The 18,181-nt window shown below is 71.5% G+C and carries 19 protein-coding genes and 1 rRNA gene; 19 read left to right on the forward strand and 1 reads right to left on the reverse strand.

Annotated elements, in window-relative coordinates:
* Window positions 1-116, forward strand: a 5S ribosomal RNA gene (gene rrf, locus NQ165_RS14185).
* 45 nt (window positions 117-161) lie between these two features.
* Here the strand turns inward: rrf and NQ165_RS14190 are convergent.
* Window positions 162-1,277, reverse strand: a complete 1,116-nt coding sequence (locus NQ165_RS14190) for a hypothetical protein (RefSeq protein WP_257533999.1) — start codon at window positions 1,275-1,277, stop codon at window positions 162-164.
* Between NQ165_RS14190 and NQ165_RS14195 the strand changes: the two genes are divergently transcribed.
* The 18 genes from NQ165_RS14195 to der all read left to right on the forward strand — a co-directional run bounded on the left by NQ165_RS14195 (window position 1,272) and on the right by der (window position 18,122).
* Window positions 1,272-2,129, forward strand: coding sequence for a tetratricopeptide repeat protein (locus NQ165_RS14195; protein WP_257534001.1), 858 nt, complete (start codon window positions 1,272-1,274; stop codon window positions 2,127-2,129). The two genes, NQ165_RS14190 and NQ165_RS14195, sit on opposite strands and share 6 nt — an antisense overlap.
* Window positions 2,129-3,175, forward strand: coding sequence for an HAD-IIA family hydrolase (locus tag NQ165_RS14200; protein ID WP_257534002.1), 1,047 nt, complete (start codon window positions 2,129-2,131; stop codon window positions 3,173-3,175). The genes NQ165_RS14195 and NQ165_RS14200 overlap by 1 nt, the downstream gene beginning before the upstream one ends.
* A 29-nt stretch (window positions 3,176-3,204) precedes the next feature.
* A complete protein-coding gene (locus NQ165_RS14205; protein WP_257534050.1) occupies window positions 3,205-3,393 on the forward strand; it encodes a hypothetical protein in 189 nt (62 codons plus the stop codon).
* A complete protein-coding gene (locus tag NQ165_RS14210; protein WP_257534003.1) occupies window positions 3,390-4,190 on the forward strand; it encodes a TlyA family RNA methyltransferase in 801 nt (266 codons plus the stop codon). Before NQ165_RS14205 ends, NQ165_RS14210 begins: the two co-directional genes overlap by 4 nt.
* On the forward strand, window positions 4,187-5,122 hold the full coding sequence (locus NQ165_RS14215) for an NAD kinase (RefSeq protein ID WP_257534004.1): 936 nt from the start codon (window positions 4,187-4,189) through the stop codon (window positions 5,120-5,122). Before NQ165_RS14210 ends, NQ165_RS14215 begins: the two co-directional genes overlap by 4 nt.
* 28 nt (window positions 5,123-5,150) lie before the next feature.
* Complete coding sequence (recN, locus tag NQ165_RS14220; RefSeq protein WP_257534006.1) at window positions 5,151-6,854, forward strand: DNA repair protein RecN; 1,704 nt, start codon at window positions 5,151-5,153, stop codon at window positions 6,852-6,854.
* A 6-nt stretch (window positions 6,855-6,860) separates the two neighbouring features.
* Window positions 6,861-8,555, forward strand: a complete 1,695-nt coding sequence (locus NQ165_RS14225; protein ID WP_257534009.1) for a CTP synthase — start codon at window positions 6,861-6,863, stop codon at window positions 8,553-8,555.
* Window positions 8,548-9,144: an NUDIX hydrolase gene (locus NQ165_RS14230; protein WP_257534011.1), complete on the forward strand. Its 597-nt coding sequence runs from the start codon at window positions 8,548-8,550 to the stop codon at window positions 9,142-9,144. Before NQ165_RS14225 ends, NQ165_RS14230 begins: the two co-directional genes overlap by 8 nt.
* Window position 9,145: 1 nt before the next feature.
* Window positions 9,146-10,069 carry a site-specific tyrosine recombinase XerD gene (gene xerD, locus NQ165_RS14235; RefSeq protein WP_257534013.1) on the forward strand — a complete coding sequence of 308 codons (924 nt, stop codon included), beginning with the start codon at window positions 9,146-9,148 and terminating at the stop codon, window positions 10,067-10,069.
* 111 nt (window positions 10,070-10,180) lie between these two features.
* The gene (locus NQ165_RS14240; RefSeq protein ID WP_257534016.1) at window positions 10,181-10,780 is read left to right on the forward strand and encodes a vitamin K epoxide reductase family protein; all 600 of its coding nucleotides are present in this window, start codon (window positions 10,181-10,183) and stop codon (window positions 10,778-10,780) included.
* A 157-nt stretch (window positions 10,781-10,937) separates the two neighbouring features.
* Window positions 10,938-11,462 (forward strand): septum formation family protein, encoded by a 525-nt coding sequence (locus tag NQ165_RS14690; protein WP_257534018.1) that lies wholly within the window; start codon window positions 10,938-10,940, stop codon window positions 11,460-11,462.
* Between the two features lie 97 nt (window positions 11,463-11,559).
* Window positions 11,560-12,441, forward strand: a complete 882-nt coding sequence (locus NQ165_RS14250) for a ParA family protein (RefSeq protein ID WP_257534020.1) — start codon at window positions 11,560-11,562, stop codon at window positions 12,439-12,441.
* Complete coding sequence (locus NQ165_RS14255) at window positions 12,425-13,345, forward strand: segregation and condensation protein A (RefSeq protein ID WP_374940949.1); 921 nt, start codon at window positions 12,425-12,427, stop codon at window positions 13,343-13,345. The genes NQ165_RS14250 and NQ165_RS14255 overlap by 17 nt, the downstream gene beginning before the upstream one ends.
* Window positions 13,335-13,976: an SMC-Scp complex subunit ScpB gene (gene scpB, locus NQ165_RS14260; RefSeq protein WP_257534023.1), complete on the forward strand. Its 642-nt coding sequence runs from the start codon at window positions 13,335-13,337 to the stop codon at window positions 13,974-13,976. The genes NQ165_RS14255 and scpB overlap by 11 nt, the downstream gene beginning before the upstream one ends.
* Window positions 13,973-14,791 carry a pseudouridine synthase gene (locus NQ165_RS14265; protein ID WP_374679399.1) on the forward strand — a complete coding sequence of 273 codons (819 nt, stop codon included), beginning with the start codon at window positions 13,973-13,975 and terminating at the stop codon, window positions 14,789-14,791. Before scpB ends, NQ165_RS14265 begins: the two co-directional genes overlap by 4 nt.
* Window positions 14,788-15,900, forward strand: a complete 1,113-nt coding sequence (locus NQ165_RS14270; protein ID WP_257534024.1) for a prephenate dehydrogenase — start codon at window positions 14,788-14,790, stop codon at window positions 15,898-15,900. The genes NQ165_RS14265 and NQ165_RS14270 overlap by 4 nt, the downstream gene beginning before the upstream one ends.
* Window positions 15,893-16,609: a (d)CMP kinase gene (cmk, locus tag NQ165_RS14275; RefSeq protein ID WP_257534026.1), complete on the forward strand. Its 717-nt coding sequence runs from the start codon at window positions 15,893-15,895 to the stop codon at window positions 16,607-16,609. The genes NQ165_RS14270 and cmk overlap by 8 nt, the downstream gene beginning before the upstream one ends.
* The gene (gene der / locus NQ165_RS14280) at window positions 16,599-18,122 is read left to right on the forward strand and encodes a ribosome biogenesis GTPase Der (protein ID WP_257534028.1); all 1,524 of its coding nucleotides are present in this window, start codon (window positions 16,599-16,601) and stop codon (window positions 18,120-18,122) included. The genes cmk and der overlap by 11 nt, the downstream gene beginning before the upstream one ends.
* Window positions 18,123-18,181: the final 59 nt, after the last annotated feature.

The following is an 18,181-nucleotide window of genomic DNA, read 5'->3' on the forward strand; positions in this document are numbered from 1 at the left end:
TCGGCGGCCATAGCGAGAGGGAAACGCCCGGACACATACCGAACCCGGAAGCTAAGCCTCTCAGCGCCGATGGTACTGCAGGGGGGACCCTGTGGGAGAGTAGGACACCGCCGGACTTCTTCCGTGAAATGGCCACCCAAAGTTGGGTGGCCTTTTCGCGTTTACAAGCAAATAGGGAAGGAGCCGAGATGACGGACGAGCAGCGACCGGACGACGGAGCGCGCCAGCGACCCAAGGGCGCATCCGCGGACCGGCGAAACACTGGCCAGAACAAGCCGCACGAGAAGCGCGAGGGGGAGCGTAAGCCCTTCGTCAAGCGCGACGGCGAGCGGAGGCCCTCTGCGCCTCGTGACGGTGAGCGGAAGTCGTACCCGCCGCGCGATGGCGATCGCAAGCCGTATGCTCCCCGTGATGGTGAGCGTCGCTCCTACCCGCCCCGCGACGGCGAGCGGAAGCCCTATGCGCCTCGAGACGGTGAGCGGAAGTCGTACCCTCCCCGTGATGGTGAGCGTAAGTCCTACGCGCCGCGCGACGGCGATCGCAAGCCGTCTGCGCCTCGTGATGGTGAGCGTCGGTCGTATCCTCTCCGCGACGGCGAGCGGAAGTCGTACCCTCCCCGCGACGGTGAGCGTAAGTCCTACCCGCCGCGCGACGGCGACCGCAAGCCGTACGCCCCTCGCGACGGTGAGCGTCGGTCGTACCCTCCCCGCGACGGTGAGCGTAAGTCCTACCCGCCGCGCGACGGCGACCGCAAGCCGTACGCCCCTCGCGACGGTGAGCGTCGGTCGTACCCTCCCCGCGATGGTGAGCGTAAGTCCTACCCGCCGCGCGACGGCGACCGCAAGCCGTACGCCCCTCGCGACGGTGAGCGTCGGTCGTATCCGCCCCGTGATGGTGAGCGGAAGTCCTACCCGCCGCGCGATGGCGAGCGTCGGTCCTACCCGCCGCGCGATGGTGAGCGGAAGTCGTACCCGCCCCGCGATGGTGAGCGTCGGTCGTATCCGCCCCGTGATGGTGAGCGTAAGTCGTACCCGCCTCGCGATGGCGAGCGTCGGTCCTACCCGCCGCGCGATGGTGAGCGGAAGTCGTACCCGCCCCGCGATGGTGAGCGTCGCCCGTACGAGAAGCGTGATGGCGACCGCAAGCCCTACGCCCCTCGCGACGGCGGTGGCCGCCCCTTCGACGCCCGCGACGATCGGCGCGTCTCGCGACCGCCGCAGGAGCAGCGCGAGTCCGGACCGCAGATCCCCGATGAGGTCACCGCACGCGACTTGCATCCGTCGGCGCGCAACGAGCTGAAGACCCTGAGCAAGGAGAACGCCGAGCAGGTCGGCCGCCACCTCGCGATGGCAGCAAAGCTCATCGACGAGGACCCTCAGCTGGCGCACGAGCACGCGCTGGCGGCCACCCGTCGTGCCGGCAGGATCGCCGTCGCACGCGAGACGGCCGCGATCACCGCGTACGCCATCGGCGACTTCGCCCTGGCGCTGCGGGAGCTGCGCACCTACCGCCGCATCTCCGGACGCGACGACCAGATCGCGCTGATGGTCGACAGCGAGCGAGGCGTCGGTCGTCCCGACCGTGCGCTCGAGGTCGGGCGCTCCGTCGATCGCGCGACCCTCCCCACGCCCGCGCGCGTGGAGCTGGCCATCGCCATGTCCGGCGCTCAGCTGGACCTCGGCCAGCCGGAGCGTGCGCTCACCGAACTCGACATCCCCGAACTCGACCCCGACCGGGCGTTCGAGTGGAGCCCCGCGCTCTTCGCCGCCCGCGCCGCCGTGCTCGAAGAACTCGGCCGCGACAGCGAGGCCGCCGAGTGGCAGCATCGCGCGGTCGTCGCCGCCGAGGTCATCGAGGCGGCCCTCGGCGGCCCGGCCGATGACGAGGTGCAGGTCGTCGACGAGGTGGAGGAGATCACGCTCGAGGAAGACGACATCGCGCCGCAGTCCGCTGATGAGGCGGTTGCTGATGAGGCGGTTGCTGATGAGGCGCAGGCGTCGTCGGAGCCGGTTTCCGAGTTCGAGTCCGAGCCGCAGGTGGCGCCGGATCCTGACGCCGAGGCGCCGGCATCCGATGACTCGATCGACCCGAAGAGCGAGACGCTCTTCGACCACGACCCGGAGGCGTGATGAGGCTGTTCTCCCGTTCGGCCGCAGCCGCTGAGCGTACGCCGCTCGACGGCGTCGACGCGGTGCTGGCCGACCTCGACGGCGTGGTCTACGCCGGGCCGGGTCCGCTGCCGCACGCGGTGGAGAGCCTGCAGCGTGCCGGCGAGGGCCGGCGGCTCGGCTACATCACGAACAACGCCTCCCGCACCGATGCCACCGTCGCCGGACATCTCCGTGACCTCGGCCTCACCGGGACCCGCCCCGAGGACGTCGTCACCAGCCCTCAGGCGGCCATGCGGCTGCTGCGCGAACGGGTCGCCCCGGGCGCGCGCATCCTGGTCGTGGGTGGTGACGGTCTCACCGTCGAGGTGGAGAAAGCCGGCTACGCGGTGACGCGCAGCGCCGAGGACGCTCCGGCAGCGGTCGTGCAGGGGTTCGCCCCCGACGTCGGCTGGCAGCATCTCGCCGAAGCCGCGTACGCGCTCGCCCTCCCCGAGGACGAAGGCGGCATCCCGTGGATCGCCACCAACACCGACTGGACGATCCCGCAGGCGCGGGGCCTCGCGCCGGGCAACGGCACGCTGGTGTCGGCGGTGCACACGGCCGTCGGTCGTCTCGCGGTGGTCGCCGGAAAGCCGGAGCAGCCCATCTTCGACGAGGCCGTGGCCCGCTTCGGCGCGTCCAGCCCGCTTTTCCTCGGCGACCGGCTCGACACCGACATCGCCGGAGCGCAGGCCGCCGGCATCCCGTCGGTGCTGGTGCTCACGGGCGTCGACCGGCCGAAGCACGTGCTCGCAGCGCCCCCGCACTCGCGTCCCACCTACATCCTCGGCGACCTTCGGGAGCTGCACGAGCCGTACCCCGAGGTGAAGACTATCGGCGATGTCACGACCGTGCGCGATGCGTCGGTGCGCATCGACGGTCCCGACATCCACATCCTCTCCGAAGGCTCCCGCCCGATCGACCTGGTGCGCGCGGGCGCTGCGGCGATCTGGGCGACCGGTCGCGGGATCTTCGGCTTCCGTGTGCCCGAGCGACTGTACGCCGACCCGTTCCACCGCCCCTGATCCGGCGCGCCAGCGCCTATCCTGGGGGCATGCCGATGGATGCCGCACCCGACGCCGCCGCGCTCGATCCTGAGCAGCCGCAGCCGCGCGACGACCTGCTGTCGGCGATCGAGGTGATCGAGGACCAGCCGCTGGGGGAGCGCGCCCAGGGGTACGCGGCCCTGCACGACGAACTGGCCCGGCGCCTGCAGTCCGGTCCCGCAGACCCGGCGGCATGACCGCCCGCCTGGACGCCGTCGTCGCCGCACGAGGACTGGCGCGCTCGCGCACCCACGCCGCGCAGTTGATCGCCGCCGGCCTGGTGAGCGTCGACGGACGACCGCAGGTGAAGGTGTCGGCGCGCGTGGACGACGACGCCGAGATCGTCGTCGCCGCCTCCGACCACTACGTCAGCCGCGCCGCGCACAAGCTCATCGCCGCCCTCGACGCGTTCGACATCGACGTGCGGGGGCGGCTCGCCCTCGACATGGGCGCGTCGACGGGCGGCTTCACCCAGGTGCTGCGGGAGCGGGGCGCCGACCCCGTGCTCGCCGTCGATGTCGGACACGGCCAGCTCGCGGCATCCGTCGCCGCCGACCCGGGCGTGCGGGTGGTCGAGGGCTTCAACGTGCGGCACATGACGGCGGCCTCCCTGGCCGAGGCGGCGGGGGTCGCCGGTGCGCCCACCGTCGTCACCGGCGACCTGTCGTTCATCTCGCTCAGCCACGTGCTGCCGTCGGTCGCCGCCGTCAGTGCACCCGATGCGGACATCGTGCTGCTGATCAAGCCGCAGTTCGAAGTGGGGCGCACCGGGGTGCGCGAGGGGCTCGTGAAGAACGCCGGGCTGCGCGCCGACGCCACCGCCGGGGTGCTGTGGGCGGCGTGGGATGCCGGGCTCGGCACCTGTGGCCTCATCGCCTCGCCGCTGGCGGGCACCCACGGCAATGTCGAGTATCTCGTGCATCTCCGCCCGGGCGTCGACGGCAATCCGACAGAATGGTTGGGCACCGTGAACCGACTGGCGGAGATCGAATGACCCATCCCGAGCGCAGCATCCTCGTCGTCGTGCACGCCCACCGGGACGACAACGCCGACGCGGCGCGCCGGGTGATGCAGGCGCTGCAGTCCGCGGGCGCCCGCCCCGTGCTCGCCGCCGACGACCGGGCCGACCTCGAGGGCGTCGGCGTCGACCTCACCGGTGTCGCGACACTCGGCACCGACGTCGACGTCTCCGACATCGAACTGGCCATCGTGCTGGGCGGGGACGGCACGATCCTCCGGGCCGCGGAGTTGGTGCGCGACTGCACCGCGCCGGTGCTCGGCATCAACATGGGCCATGTCGGCTTCCTCGCGGAGATCGAGCGGGATGACATGGACGACGCGGTGCGCCGCGTCATCGCCCGCGACTACGACGTCGAGGAGCGCCTGGCGCTGTCGGTGCGCGTGAAGGATGCCGGCAACACGGTCATCTACGAGACGTGGGCGCTGAACGAGGCGACGGTGGAGAAGGCGAGCCGCGAGCGGATGCTGGAAGTCGTGATCGAGATCGACGGCCGGCCGCTGTCGAGCTTCGGCTGCGACGGCGTGGTCGTCTCGACCCCCACCGGCTCGACCGCCTACAACTTCTCCGGAGGAGGACCGGTCGTCTGGCCGACCGTGGAGGCGATCACGGTCGTTCCGCTGTCCGCCCACGCCCTGTTCGCCCGCCCGCTCGTGGTCAGCCCCGACGCGGCCGTCGCGATCGAGGTGCTGCACCGCAACAACGGGATCGGCGTGCTCTGGTGCGACGGGCGCCGTTCGCACGACCTGCCGCCGGGTGCGCGCGTCGTGGTGCGTCGATCGCCCAGCCCGGTGCGGCTCGCGCGGCTGCACCCCGCCGCGTTCACCGACCGGCTGGTGCGCAAGTTCCAGCTGCCCGTCACCGGCTGGCGCGGCCCCGCCGGGCCCGTCGACGCGGAGGCACCGTGACCGCCGCCGCGCCGGGGGAGGAGACCGCGTGATCGAGGAGATCCGCCTGCGCGACCTGGGCGTCATCGCGCAGGCCACACTGCCCATGGGGCGCGGCTTCACGGCGATCACGGGCGAGACCGGCGCCGGCAAGACCATGGTCGTCACCGGCCTCGGGCTGCTGCTGGGCCAGCGCGCCGACTCCGGTGCGGTGCGCTCGGGAGCTGCGCAGGCGTCCGTCGAGGGCACGTGGATCGTCCCGGAAGACGGCGCCGTCGCGGAGCGGGTGCGTGAGGCCGGCGGCGATCTCGAGCCCATCGGCGGGGGAGATGCCGAGCTGTACCTCGGCCGCACGCTCTCGAGTGAGGGCCGCAGCCGCGCCACCGTCGGTGGCCGCACCGCGCCGGCCGGAGTGCTCGCCGATCTCGCCGATCAACTGGTCGTCGTGCACGGGCAGTCCGACCAGCTGCGGCTGCGTTCGTCGGTGGCGCAGCGCGACGCCCTGGACCGCTTCGGCGGCGCCCCCGTCGCCGATGCCCTGGCGGCGTATCGCGAGGCCTATGAGACGTGGCGTGGTCTGGATGCCGAACTCACCCACCTCACCGGCGAGAGCGACACCCGCGCCCGCGAGGCCGAGGAGCTGCGCCTGCTGCTGGCGGACATCGAGCGCGTCGACCCCCAGCCGGGCGAGGACGACGAGCTGGCCCGCCGCGCGGAGCGCCTGTCGCACGTCGAGGAGCTGCGCATCGCCGCCGCTTCCGCCCACACCGCGCTGTCCTCGGACGACGACGCGCCGGATGTCGCGGTGCTGGCCGCCGAGGCGCGGCGTGCTCTCGAGCGCGCTGCCGACCGCGACGACACCCTCGCGGCCCTCGCCGAACAGGCCGCCGACATCGGCTACCGCGCGGTGGACCTCGCTCAGAGCCTCTCGGGCTACCTCGCCGACCTCGATGAGACCGGCCCCCAGGAACTCGCGCGCGTCGAGGCGCGCCGCGCGGAGCTGGCCACCCTCACCCGCGTGCACGGCACCGTGGACGCCGCGATCGCGCTGCTCGAGAACGGCTCGGCGCGCCTGGCGGAACTCGATGACGACGGCGACCGCATCGCGCGGCTCGAGCGGGAGCGTGACGCCGCAGCATCCGTCCTCGACGCCGCCGCCGCGGCGCTGACTGCCGCCCGCACCGCGGCCGCCGGCCGGCTCGGCACCGCCGTCACCGCCGAGCTGCGGGCGCTGGCGCTGCCCGACGCCCGTCTCGTCGTCGAGGTGGCCCCCGGCGCCGCCTCCGCTGCCGGCCGCGACGATGTCACCATCCTCCTCGCGCCGCACCCGGGCGCCGACCTGCGCCCGGTGGCCAAGGGCGCGTCGGGCGGCGAGCTCAGCCGCGTCATGCTCGCCCTCGAAGTCGTCATCGCCGCCACCGAGCCGGTTCCCACATTCGTCTTCGACGAGGTGGATGCCGGCATCGGCGGTGCCGCCGCGATCGAGGTGGGGCGCCGGCTGGCGCGGCTGGCGGAGTCGTCGCAGGTCGTCGTGGTCACCCACCTCGCCCAGGTCGCCGCCTTCGCCACCAACCACCTCAGCGTGGTGAAGGCCAACGACGGCTCCGTCACCGCCTCCAGCGTGCGCCGCCTGGAGGGCGCAGATCGCGAGGCCGAGATGGCGCGGCTGCTGTCGGGCATGACCGATTCCGAGGCCGCACTCACCCACGCGCGCGAACTGCTCAGCTTGGGCGCCGCCGGACTGATAGGATGAAAGCCCGTGACGGAAACTTCTACCGCGGGCATCATTTCGAACGACACCACCAGGCACATCTTCGTGACGGGCGGTGTCGTTTCCTCGTTGGGTAAGGGCCTGACCGCCGCGAGCCTCGGCAACCTTCTGACCGCGCGCGGACTGCGCGTGGTGATGCAGAAGCTCGATCCCTACCTGAATGTCGACCCCGGAACGATGAACCCGTTCCAGCACGGCGAGGTCTTCGTGACCGACGACGGCGCCGAGACCGACCTCGACATCGGGCACTACGAGCGCTTCCTCGACATCGAGTTGAGTCAGGCCGCCAACGTGACCACCGGCCAGATCTACTCGCAGGTCATCGCCAAGGAGCGTCGCGGCGAGTACCTCGGCGACACCGTGCAGGTCATCCCGCACATCACCGACGAGATCAAGCGCCGCATGCGCCTGCAGGCCTCTGAGGAGCCGCAGCCCGACGTGATCATCACCGAGATCGGCGGCACCGTCGGCGACATCGAGTCGCAGCCGTTCATCGAGTCCGCTCGTCAGATCCGCCACGAGCTCGGTCGCGGCAACGTGTTCTTCGTGCACGTCTCGCTGGTGCCGTTCATGGGCGCCTCGGGCGAGCAGAAGACCAAGCCCACCCAGCACTCCGTCGCGGCGCTGCGCTCCATCGGCATCCAGCCCGACGCGCTCGTGCTGCGCAGCGACCGTCCCGTCACCGAGTCGAACAAGCGCAAGATCGCGCTCATGTGCGACGTCGACGAGGATGCCGTCGTCAACGCCGTCGATGTGCCGAGCATCTACGACATCCCGACCATGCTCAACGAGCAGGGACTCGACGAGTACATCGTGCGCGCCCTCGGCTTGACCAAGGCCGCCGAGGTCGACTGGACGCGCTGGAACACCGTGCTGCAGGCCGTGCACAACCCCAAGCACGAGGTGACCATCGGCCTGGTCGGAAAGTACATCGACCTTCCCGACGCGTACCTCTCGGTCACCGAGGCGCTGAAGGCGGGCGGCTTCGGGCAGGAGACCAAGGTCAAGATCACCTGGATCCCGTCCGACCTGTGCGAGACGCCCGAGGGTGCGGCGAAGGCGCTGGCGGGTGTCGACGGCATCGTGGTGCCCGGCGGCTTCGGCATCCGCGGCATCGAGGGCAAGCTCGGGGCGCTGCGGTTCGCCCGCGAGCAGGGCATCCCCACCCTCGGCATCTGCCTCGGCCTGCAGTGCATGGTCATCGAGTACGCGCGGTCCGTCGCCGGGCTCGAAGGCGCGTCGTCGAGCGAGTTCGACCCCGACACCGAGTTCCCGGTCATCGCTACGATGGCGGAGCAGGTCGATATCCTCGCCGGCGGTGACCTGGGCGGCACGATGCGTCTGGGCCTGTACCCCGCCCAGCTGGCGGAGGGATCGCTGGCGGCGGAGCTCTACGGCTCGGACGTCGCCTACGAGCGTCACCGTCACCGCTACGAGGTCAACAACCGCTACCGCGACCAGATCGCCGACGCCGGGCTCGTCTTCTCCGGCATCAACCCCGACCTGGGGCTCGTGGAGTACGTCGAGCTGCCGCGCGACGTGCACCCGTATTACATCGCCACCCAGGCCCACCCCGAGCTGCGTTCGCGTCCGACCGCCCCGCACCCGCTGTTCCGCGGGCTCGTGGCCGCCGCCGTGGAGCGGCACCGTGCCAGCGAGCTGTTCGACGTCGAGAATGACTGACGACACCGCCGGCTGGCTGCGCGACGAACCGGTCTCGTGCGAGGTCGAGCAGAGCGACCTGGTCTACTCCGGTCACGTCTGGGACGTGCGCCACGACACCGTCCGCTACGGCGACGGGCAGATCGTGCGCGACTACGTGCAGCACACCGGTGCCGTCGCGGTCGTCGCGCTGGACGATGAGGGCCGGATGCTGGTGCTGCAGCAGTACCGGCATCCGATCCGCGCCCGCGACTGGGAGCTGCCCGCCGGGCTGCTCGACGTCGAGGGCGAGCCGCCGGCCGAGACGGCGAAGCGCGAGCTGGCGGAGGAGGCGGACCTCGTGGCGGCGGAGTGGGAGCCCCTGCTGAGCTTCCACACCAGTCCCGGGGGCAGCGACGAGACGCTGCACGTGTTCCTGGCGCGCGGACTGTCCGCTGCCCCGCAGGTGCATGAGCGCACCGAGGAGGAGCAGGACATCCGGGTGGAGTGGGTGGCCGTCGACGACGTGATCACCGCGGTGCTGGCCGGGCGGGTGCGCAACGGCGTGCTCGCGCTGGGCGCCTTCGCCGCGGCCGAGCACCTGCGCCGGGCCGGAGCTGCCGGGCGCTGACATGCAGGTCGATCGCGCGGTGCACGCGTTCCTCCGGCACGTCGCGATCGAGCGCGGTCTGTCCGAGCACACCGGTGCCGCCTATCGCCGCGACCTCGACGCGTATGCGCGGTGGCTGGGGGAGCAGGGCATCGCCGACACCGACGAGATCACCGCCGACGTCGTGACGCGGTTCATCGCCGATCGGGCGGCGGCCGACCCGCCGCCCGCCGCGGCGAGCCTCGCCCGCCTGCAGTCCGCCGTGCGTTCCTTCCACCGGTATCTGGCGAGGGAGGGCATCGCCACCGGCGACCCCACCGGCCGCCTGCGCCCGCCCAAGGCGGCCCGGCGACTGCCCAAGGCGCTGACGATCGCGCAGGTCGAGGCCCTGCTCGACGCGTCGGGGCCCCTGGCATCCGATGCCGCCGCGGGCGACCTCGTCGGCATCCGCGACCGCGCGTTGCTGGAGCTGCTGTATGCCACGGGTGCCCGCATCTCGGAGATCGTGCAGCTCGACGTCGACGACCTCGCCCACGGCGACGTGCTGCGGGTGCGGGGCAAGGGCGACAAGGAGCGCATCGTGCCGATCGGGTCGTATGCGCGCACCGCCGTCGACTCCTACCTCACGCGGGCGCGGCCGGAGCTGTCGCGCCGGGGGAGGGCCACGCCGCGGCTGTTCCTCGGGGTGCGGGGCGCCCCGCTGTCGCGGCAGAGCGCGTGGGCGGTGATCGGCAAGGCGGCCGAGAGGGCGCAGCTGACGGCGCACGTGTCGCCCCACACGCTGCGGCACTCCTTCGCGACGCACCTGCTGCAGGGCGGAGCCGACGTGCGCGTCGTGCAGGAGCTGCTCGGCCACGCCTCGGTGGCGACGACCCAGATCTACACCTACGTCTCACCCGACGCGCTGCGCGACGTCTACGTCACGTCCCACCCGCGCGCCCGCTGACCCCCCGCCCGCCCGCGCGGCTCCGACGCTCACGGTTGGGGGCGGGGCGGGGGCGGGGTTTGCACGGCGCGGGGGTGGGCGCGAGGCCGTGGGTGTCGCCAGACTGGGGGCATGCCCACCACCGGTACGGCCACTCTCCGTCCGCCGCGCGGACTCGCGGTCTTCTGGATCGTCGCGGCCCTGGCAGGCTGGGTGGTGTCGTTCCTGCTCTACCAGGAGTACATCGGCCAGCTCACCGGCGCCGACCCCCTCATCTCCTGCCAGATCAGCGTGCTGGTCACCTGCGGACCGAACCTGCTCTCGCCCGGCGGCAACCTGCTGGGGTTCAGCAACTCGATCATCGGCATCGTGCTGTTCCTCGGGCCTCTCTACGCCGGGGTGAGCGCGCTCGCGGCCCCCGGCGGCATGCGGCGGTGGTTCTGGCGGGTGTACACGCTGTTCCTGCTGGGCGGTTTCCTGCTCGTGCACCTCTTCGCCTACCGCAGCGTCTTCGAATACGGCTCGCTGTGCCCGTGGTGCATGGTGGTGTGGCTGGTGACCATCCCGCTGTTCTGGTTCACCCTCGCGTGGGCGCTGCGTGACGGGGTGTGGGGGCGGATGCCGCGCCTCGGCGCCGCGCTGCTGACCTGGGCGCCGCTGATCACGGTGCTGAACTACGCGCTCATCGCCGTCGTCGCCCAGGTGCGGCTGGACGTGCTCGGCAGCCTCTGACCGTGTCCGCGGGGTCCTCCCGCACGGCCGCACAGGCGGGCCCATAGAAGGTCGGGCCGTTGCGCGGGAGAATGGTAGCGGAAGACGCGCCGCCCTCGGCATCCGCCAAAATCGACGTGACAACTCGTGAAAACGACGTACCGACACGGAGAAGAACGTGACCACCATCAAGCTCGTCCGTCCGCACCTCGCCGCCGCAGCCCTGCTCGTCATCGGCCTGACCTCGCTGAGCGCCTGCGCCACCACGCCCGACACCTCCGGCGCCGTGCGCGTCGACGGCGACGAGAGCAGCCAGCCCGACGAAAGCGGCGAAGCCGTCGACGTCTTCTCGATCTCCCTCGGCGACTGCCTGAACACCTCCGCGCTCAGCGACACGACGCAGGTGGACAGCGTCCCCGTCGTGCCCTGCAGCGAGCCGCACGAGGACGAGGTCTACTACACGTTCGATTCCACCGACCCGGAGTACCCGGGCGAGGACGCCCTGGTCAGCGAGGCAGGCGAGACCTGCATCGCCGAGTTCGCCGACTTCGTGGGCATCGCCTACGAGGAGTCCGCGCTGGACTACTGGCCGATGTACCCCAGCGAGCAGTCGTGGGAGCAGGGCGACCGCGAGATCCTCTGCATGGTCTACGACCCCAGCGGCGAGAAAGTGACCGGCAGCCTGGCCGGCTCCGCCCGCTGACGTCCGCATCGCCGGAGGGCACGCCGCCGCGCGCCCTCCGGCGATCGTCGTCGCGATGATTAGAATCGTTGCAGGCGAAGCACAGGCAGGAGCATCGGTGGCGACCAAGGCACAAACGGCGAAGACCGCGGCGGGGGACACCCCGATCGGTCCCACCGGCCGCCCCTACCAGGGCTTCCCGACGCCACCGAAGCTCGATGGGCACGGGCCCGCCCGCATCATCTCGCTGTGCAACCAGAAGGGCGGCGTCGGCAAGACGACGACCACGATCAACCTGGCGGCGTCGCTGGCCGAGTACGGCCGCCGCGTGCTGGCCGTGGACTTCGACCCGCAGGGCGCTCTGTCGGCGGGGCTCGGGGTGCACACGCACGAGATCCCCACGATCTACGACCTGCTGCTGGACACCAAGCGCGACCCGCACGACATCATCGTGCCCACCGGCGTCGAGGGCCTGGACATCCTTCCGGCCAACATCGATCTGTCGGCGGCTGAGGTGCACCTCGTCAACGAGGTCGCCCGTGAGACGATCCTCGCCCGCGTGCTGCGCAAGGTCGCGGGGGAGTACGACGTCATTCTCATCGACTGCCAGCCCTCGCTGGGGCTGCTGACCGTCAACGCCCTCACCGCCAGCCACGGGGTGCTCATCCCGCTGGAGTGCGAGTTCTTCGCGCTGCGCGGCGTCGCTCTGCTCATCGAGACGATCGACAAGGTGAGGGACCGCCTCAACCCCACCATCACGCTCGACGGCGTGCTGGCCACCATGTACGACCCCCGCACCCTGCACTCGCGTGAGGTGCTGGAGCGGGTCGTCGACGCGTTCGGCGACGACGTGCTCGAGACGGTCATCGGCCGCACCGTGAAGTTCCCGGACGCCTCGGTGTCAGGCGTGCCGATCACCGAGTTCGCGCCGGAGCACCCTGCCGCCCAGGCCTACCTGCGGCTGGCGCGGGAGCTGGTCGCCCGTGGCGCCGTCGCCTGACGACGAGGTCGCCGCGACCCCTGCCGTCTTCCCTGCCGACGTGGTGCCCGCCGGGAAATCCCGTGCCGGCACGACGCCCGACGACGCGGCCTCGACGGATGCCGCCGCCGGGCCCGGCGCAGACGAGGGCTTCCGCGTCTCGCTCGACGTGTTCGACGGTCCCTTCGACCTGCTGCTGTCGCTGATCTCGCAGCACGAGCTGGACATCACCGACGTCGCGCTCAGCAAGGTGACCGATGAGTTCATCGCCTACCTGCGCAGCATGCAGACCGCGGAGCAGCTGGACGAGGCATCCGAGTTCCTCGTCGTGGCGGTGACGCTGCTGGACATGAAGGTCGCCGGACTGCTGCCGCAGGGCGAGCTCGTGGACGCCGAATCGGTGGCCCTGCTCGAGGCGCGCGATCTGCTGTTCGCGCGACTGCTGCAGTACCGCGCCTTCAAGGAAGTCTCCACCTGGTTCGCCGCGCGGCTGCAGGCCGAGGACCGGCGGCACACCCGCTCGGTGCCGTTGGAGGAGAAGTACCGTCGCGCCGTGCCCGAACTGGTGTGGACCCTCTCGCCCGCGGACTTCGCCGCCCTCGCCGTGCTCGCCATGACGCCGAAAGAGATCCCGCACGTCGGGCTGGATCACCTGCACGCGCCGCTGGTGTCGATCCGCGAGCAGGCCGCGGTGGTCGTGACGCTGCTGCGGGATGCCGGCACCCTCAACTTCCGTGACCTCATCGCGGGCGTCACGCAGACCGGTGTCGTCGTCGCCCGCTTCCTCGCGGTGCTCGAGCTGTACCGCCACGCCGCCCTGTCGTTCGAGCAGCTGGAGCCGCTCGGCGAACTGACCCTGCGCTGGACCGCCGAACGCTGGTCGGATGACAGCCTCGCCTCTCTGGGAGCCGACTATGACCGATGAAACGCCCACGCCCGACGCCGGGGCGCTCTCCGCGACCGACGACGCCGAGCAGCCCGCGCCGCGGCCGCAGGATGCGGCATCCGTCGCCCAGCGCCTCGAGGCGATCCTGCTCGTCGTCGACGAGCCGCAGCCGATCGTGCACCTCGCTGCCGCCGTCGGCGCGCCCGTCGACACCGTGCGCCAGGCGGTCCGGATGCTCGTGGCCGACTACGACGGCGAAGGCCCGGGTCCCCGGCGCGGCTTCGAGCTGCGTGAAGTGGGCGGCGGCTGGCGGCTGTACGTGCGCGCCGAGCACGACGACCTCGTCTCCGAGTTCGTCAACGCGCAGGCGCCGTCCCGGCTGTCGCAGGCGGCGCTGGAGACCCTCGCCGTCATCGCGTACAAGCAGCCGGTGACCCGCAGCCAGGTGGCGTCGATCCGCGCCGTCAACGTCGACTCCGTCGTGCGCACCCTGGTCGCGCGCGGCCTCATCACCGAACTGTTCACCGACCCCGAGACCGGGGCGATCAACTACGGCACCACCGACGCACTGCTGGTGAACCTCGGCATCAACTCGCTCGACGAGCTGCCGCACATTTCGCCGCTGCTGGACGACGGCGCCGACGGGTTCGACGTGGAGGGTCTGCGATGACCGAGCACGACGACCCCACACGATCAGAGGGAGAGAAGACGACGATGGACACCGAGGGTGTACGGCTGCAGAAGGCGCTCGCGAACGCGGGGGTCGCGTCGAGGCGGGTGTCCGAGAATCTCATCGTCGAAGGACGTGTGCGGGTGAACGGGCAGGTCGTCACCGAGCTGGGGTCGCGCATCGACCCCGAGCGCGACCTCATCGACGTGGACGGCACGGTCATCCAGCTCGACCAGTCCAAGCGCTACGTCATGCTCAACAAGCCCACCGGCGTGGTGAGCACGATGAAGGACGAGAACGGCCGGCCCGACCTGCGCCGGTACACGAAGGACTGGCCGGAGCGGCTGTACAACGTCGGACGCCTGGATGCCGAGACCTCCGGCCTGCTGGTGCTCACCAACGACGGCGACCTCGCCCACGTGCTGGCACACCCCTCGTTCGGCGTGACCAAGGTGTACATCGCGAAGGTGTCCGGCCGGGTCACCGCGCAGACGATCTCCCGGCTCACCAAGGGCATCGAGCTGGAGGACGGGCCCATCGCCGCCGACAAGGCGCGGCTGCTGGACACCTCCGGCGAGACGAGCCTGGTCGAGCTCACCTTGCACTCCGGTCGCAACCGCATCGTGCGGCGCATGATGAGCGAGGTCGGCCACCCCGTCATCGAGCTCGTGCGACGCCAGTTCGGCCCGCTGCACCTGGGAACCCTCCCGGCGGGGCGCGCCCGCGAGTTGACTACAGTGGAACGCGGCGCGCTGCTCACTTTGGCGCGCGCCGCGACGGAGGAGCCGTCGCCGGGTGACCAGGAGAGCCAGTGACCGATTCGACGACGGGGCCGCTCGCTGCGCGCGTGCAGGGCCCCGTCCGCATCGTCGGCGCCGGGCTGCTGGGTTCGAGCATCGGCCACGCGCTGCGGGCCCGCGGCATCGACGTCGTGCTCGACGACACGTCGCCCGCGCAGCTGCGCCTGGCCATCGACTATGGCGCCGGCCGTGCCGCGCGCCCCGATGACATGCCCGCCCTCGTCGTCGTGGCGGTCCCGCCCGACGTGACCGCTGACGTCATCGAGCGGGAACTGAACGCCCACCCGCAGGCCGTCGTCACCGATGTCGCGAGCGTCAAGCTCGAGCCGCTGCGGCGTCTGCGCGAGCGGGGCGTCGACCTCACCCGCTACATCGGCTCCCACCCGCTGGCCGGCCGCGAGCGGGGCGGTGCGATCGCCGCCCGCGCCGACATCTTCGTCGGCCGCCCGTGGGTCGTGTGCCGCGACGGCGAGACCCGACCGGGCGACCTCGCCGCCGTCGAAGCCCTCGCCCTCGACCTCGGCGCCATGCCGGTGGAGATGAGTCCCGAAGAGCACGACCGGGCCGTCGCCCTCACCTCCCACGTGCCGCAGCTGGTGGCGAGCCTGCTGGCCGGCCGCTTCGTCGATGCGCCGGAGGGTTCGCTGCGCCTCGCCGGTCAGGGCGTGCGCGACACCACGCGCATCGCGGCATCCGCGCCCGAGCTCTGGGTGCAGATCCTCGGCGCCAACGCCGCGCCCGTCGTCGACGTGCTCGACGCGCTGGCCGCCGACCTCACGGCCGTGTCGGCCGCGCTGCGCGAACCCGAGGTGCCCGGCGCCCGTCGTGAGGTGGCCGAGACGATCCGGCGCGGGAACGACGGCGTCGAGCGACTCCCCGGCAAGCACGGGCAGAACCGCCGTTTCGAGCCCGTCGTGGTGATGGTCGATGACCGCCCCGGCCAGCTGGGTCGCCTGTTCGGCGACCTCGGCGTCCTCGGCGTGAACGTCGAGGACCTGCGCCTGGAGCACTCTCCGGGCGCACAGTTCGGCCTGGCGGAAGTCAGCGTCGTCCCCGCCGCGGTGCGCCGGACCGTCGACGGTCTGACGGAGCGGGGCTGGAAGATTGCGAGCACCAATGACTGACACCTCCCACGGCTCCGCTTCGAGCGAGGGTGGCCCCCTCGTCGTCGCGATCGACGGCCCCGCCGGAAGCGGCAAGTCCAGCGTGTCCAAGCAGGCCGCCCGGCGGCTGTCGTTCGGCTACCTCGACACCGGCGCCGCCTACCGCGCCCTGGCCTGGCATGCGCTGTCGCACGGCATCGACACCTCCGACGCCGTTGCGGTGCTCGAGGTCGCCGGCGACTTCGACTTCGCGATCTCCCTCGACCCTGACGACTACTGGGTGAGGGTCGGCACGGTCGACGTGACCGGCGCCATCCGTGAGCCGCGCGTGTCCGAGGCGGTCAGCGGCGTCGCACGGGTGCCGGCGGTGCGCGAAGCCGTGAACGCCATGTTCCGGGCGCTGGTGGCCACGTCCGCACTGCCGGGCGTCATCGTGGAGGGCCGCGACATCACAACGGTGGTGACCCCCGACGCGCCGGTGCGGATTCTCCTCACCGCCGCGCCCGAGGTGCGCGCCGCGCGGCGCAGCGCCGAGATCACGACGCAGGATGCCACGGCGGTCGCCGACGCGCTGCACCGCCGTGACGCCGCCGACGCCAAGGTCGTGGACTTCCTGACCGCCGCCCCCGGCGTGACGGTCGTCGACTCGACCGCATTGAATTTCGACGAGACAGTGGACGCCGTACTCGACGTCGTCCGCGCAGAGACGGGAGCGCACCATGAGCGCTGAAGAAGAATACGAAGGCGGCCCGGACAACCTGGCCGAGAAGCTCGCCGACATGGACGAGCACCTTGCCGAGCAGCGCGCAGCGACCCTGCGCGCCTCGCTGTCGGACTATGAGCTCGACGACGAAGACGCCGGGCTGCTCGCCGGTGTCGCGCGCGGCGATGACGGTGTGGAATACACCCCGGCGCTGCCGGTGGTCGCGATCGTCGGTCGCCCCAACGTCGGCAAGTCCGCGCTGGTCAACCGCATCCTCGGCCGCCGCGAGGCCGTCGTGGAGGACACCCCCGGCGTGACCCGTGACCGCGTCACGTACAAGGCCGAGTGGATGGACCGCCGGTTCTCGCTGGTCGACACCGGCGGTTGGGAGCCCGACGCCCGGGGCATCGACCGCTCGGTCGCCGCGCAGGCCGAGATCGCGATCGACCTCGCCGACGTGGTGCTCTTCGTCGTCGACGCGATGGTGGGCGCCACCTCCACCGATGAGCACGTCGTGAAGCTGCTGCGCAAGAGCGGCAAGCCGGTCTTCCTCGTCGCGAACAAGATCGACGACCAGCGCCACGAGCCGGAGGCGGCCGCCCTCTGGGCTCTCGGCCTCGGCGAGCCGTACCCCGTCTCGGCCATCCACGGCCGCGGCGTCGCCGACCTTCTCGACGAGGTCATGAAGGTGCTGCCGGAGGTGTCGGCGGTCGCCAAGCAGGAGATCGGCGGGCCTCGCCGCGTGGCGATCCTCGGCCGGCCCAACGTCGGCAAGTCGTCGCTGCTGAACAAGGCCGCGGGCGAAGAGCGCGTCGTCGTCAACGAGCTGGCGGGCACCACCCGCGACCCGGTCGACGAGGTCGTGGAACTGGGCGGCAAGCTCTGGCGCCTGGTCGACACCGCCGGCATCCGTCGCCGGGTGCACCTGCAGCAGGGCGCCGACTTCTACGCGTCGCTGCGCACCTCCGCGGCGCTCGAGAAGGCCGAAGTGGCCGTGGTCGTGCTCGATGTCAGCCAGCCGCTGAGCGAGCAGGACGTGCGCATCATCGACCTCGTGCTCGAATCGGGTCGCGCCCTCGTGCTGGCGTTCAACAAGTGGGATCGCCTGAACGACGACGACATGGAGAACATGGACCGTCGCCGCTACCTCGAGCGCGAGATCGAGCAGGACCTCGCCCACGTGGCGTGGGCCCCGCGCGTCAACATCTCGGCTCTCACCGGTCGTCACCTCGACAAGCTGGTGCCCGCGCTCGAGACGGCGCTGGCGTCGTGGGATCAGCGCATCCCCACCGGCAAGTTCAACGCGTTCCTCTCCGAGCTCGTGGCCGAGCACCCGCACCCGCTGCGCGGTGGCAAGCAGCCGCGCATCCTGTTCGGCACGCAGGCATCCACGCGTCCGCCGACATTCGTGCTGTTCACGACCGGGTTCCTCGACCCGGGCTACCGCCGGTTCATCCAGCGGCGCCTGCGCGAGCTCTTCGGCTTCGAGGGCACGCCGATCGTCATCAACATGCGGGTGCGCGAGAAGCGCCAGCGCTGAGTCGCCGGTCGCGGGTGCCTTTTGGCTCTCGCGTCCGCTGAGACACCACTTTCGGGGTG

This window comes from Microbacterium sp. zg.Y1084 (assembly GCF_024623595.1).
In the GTDB taxonomy this organism is placed as follows: domain Bacteria; phylum Actinomycetota; class Actinomycetes; order Actinomycetales; family Microbacteriaceae; genus Microbacterium; species Microbacterium wangruii.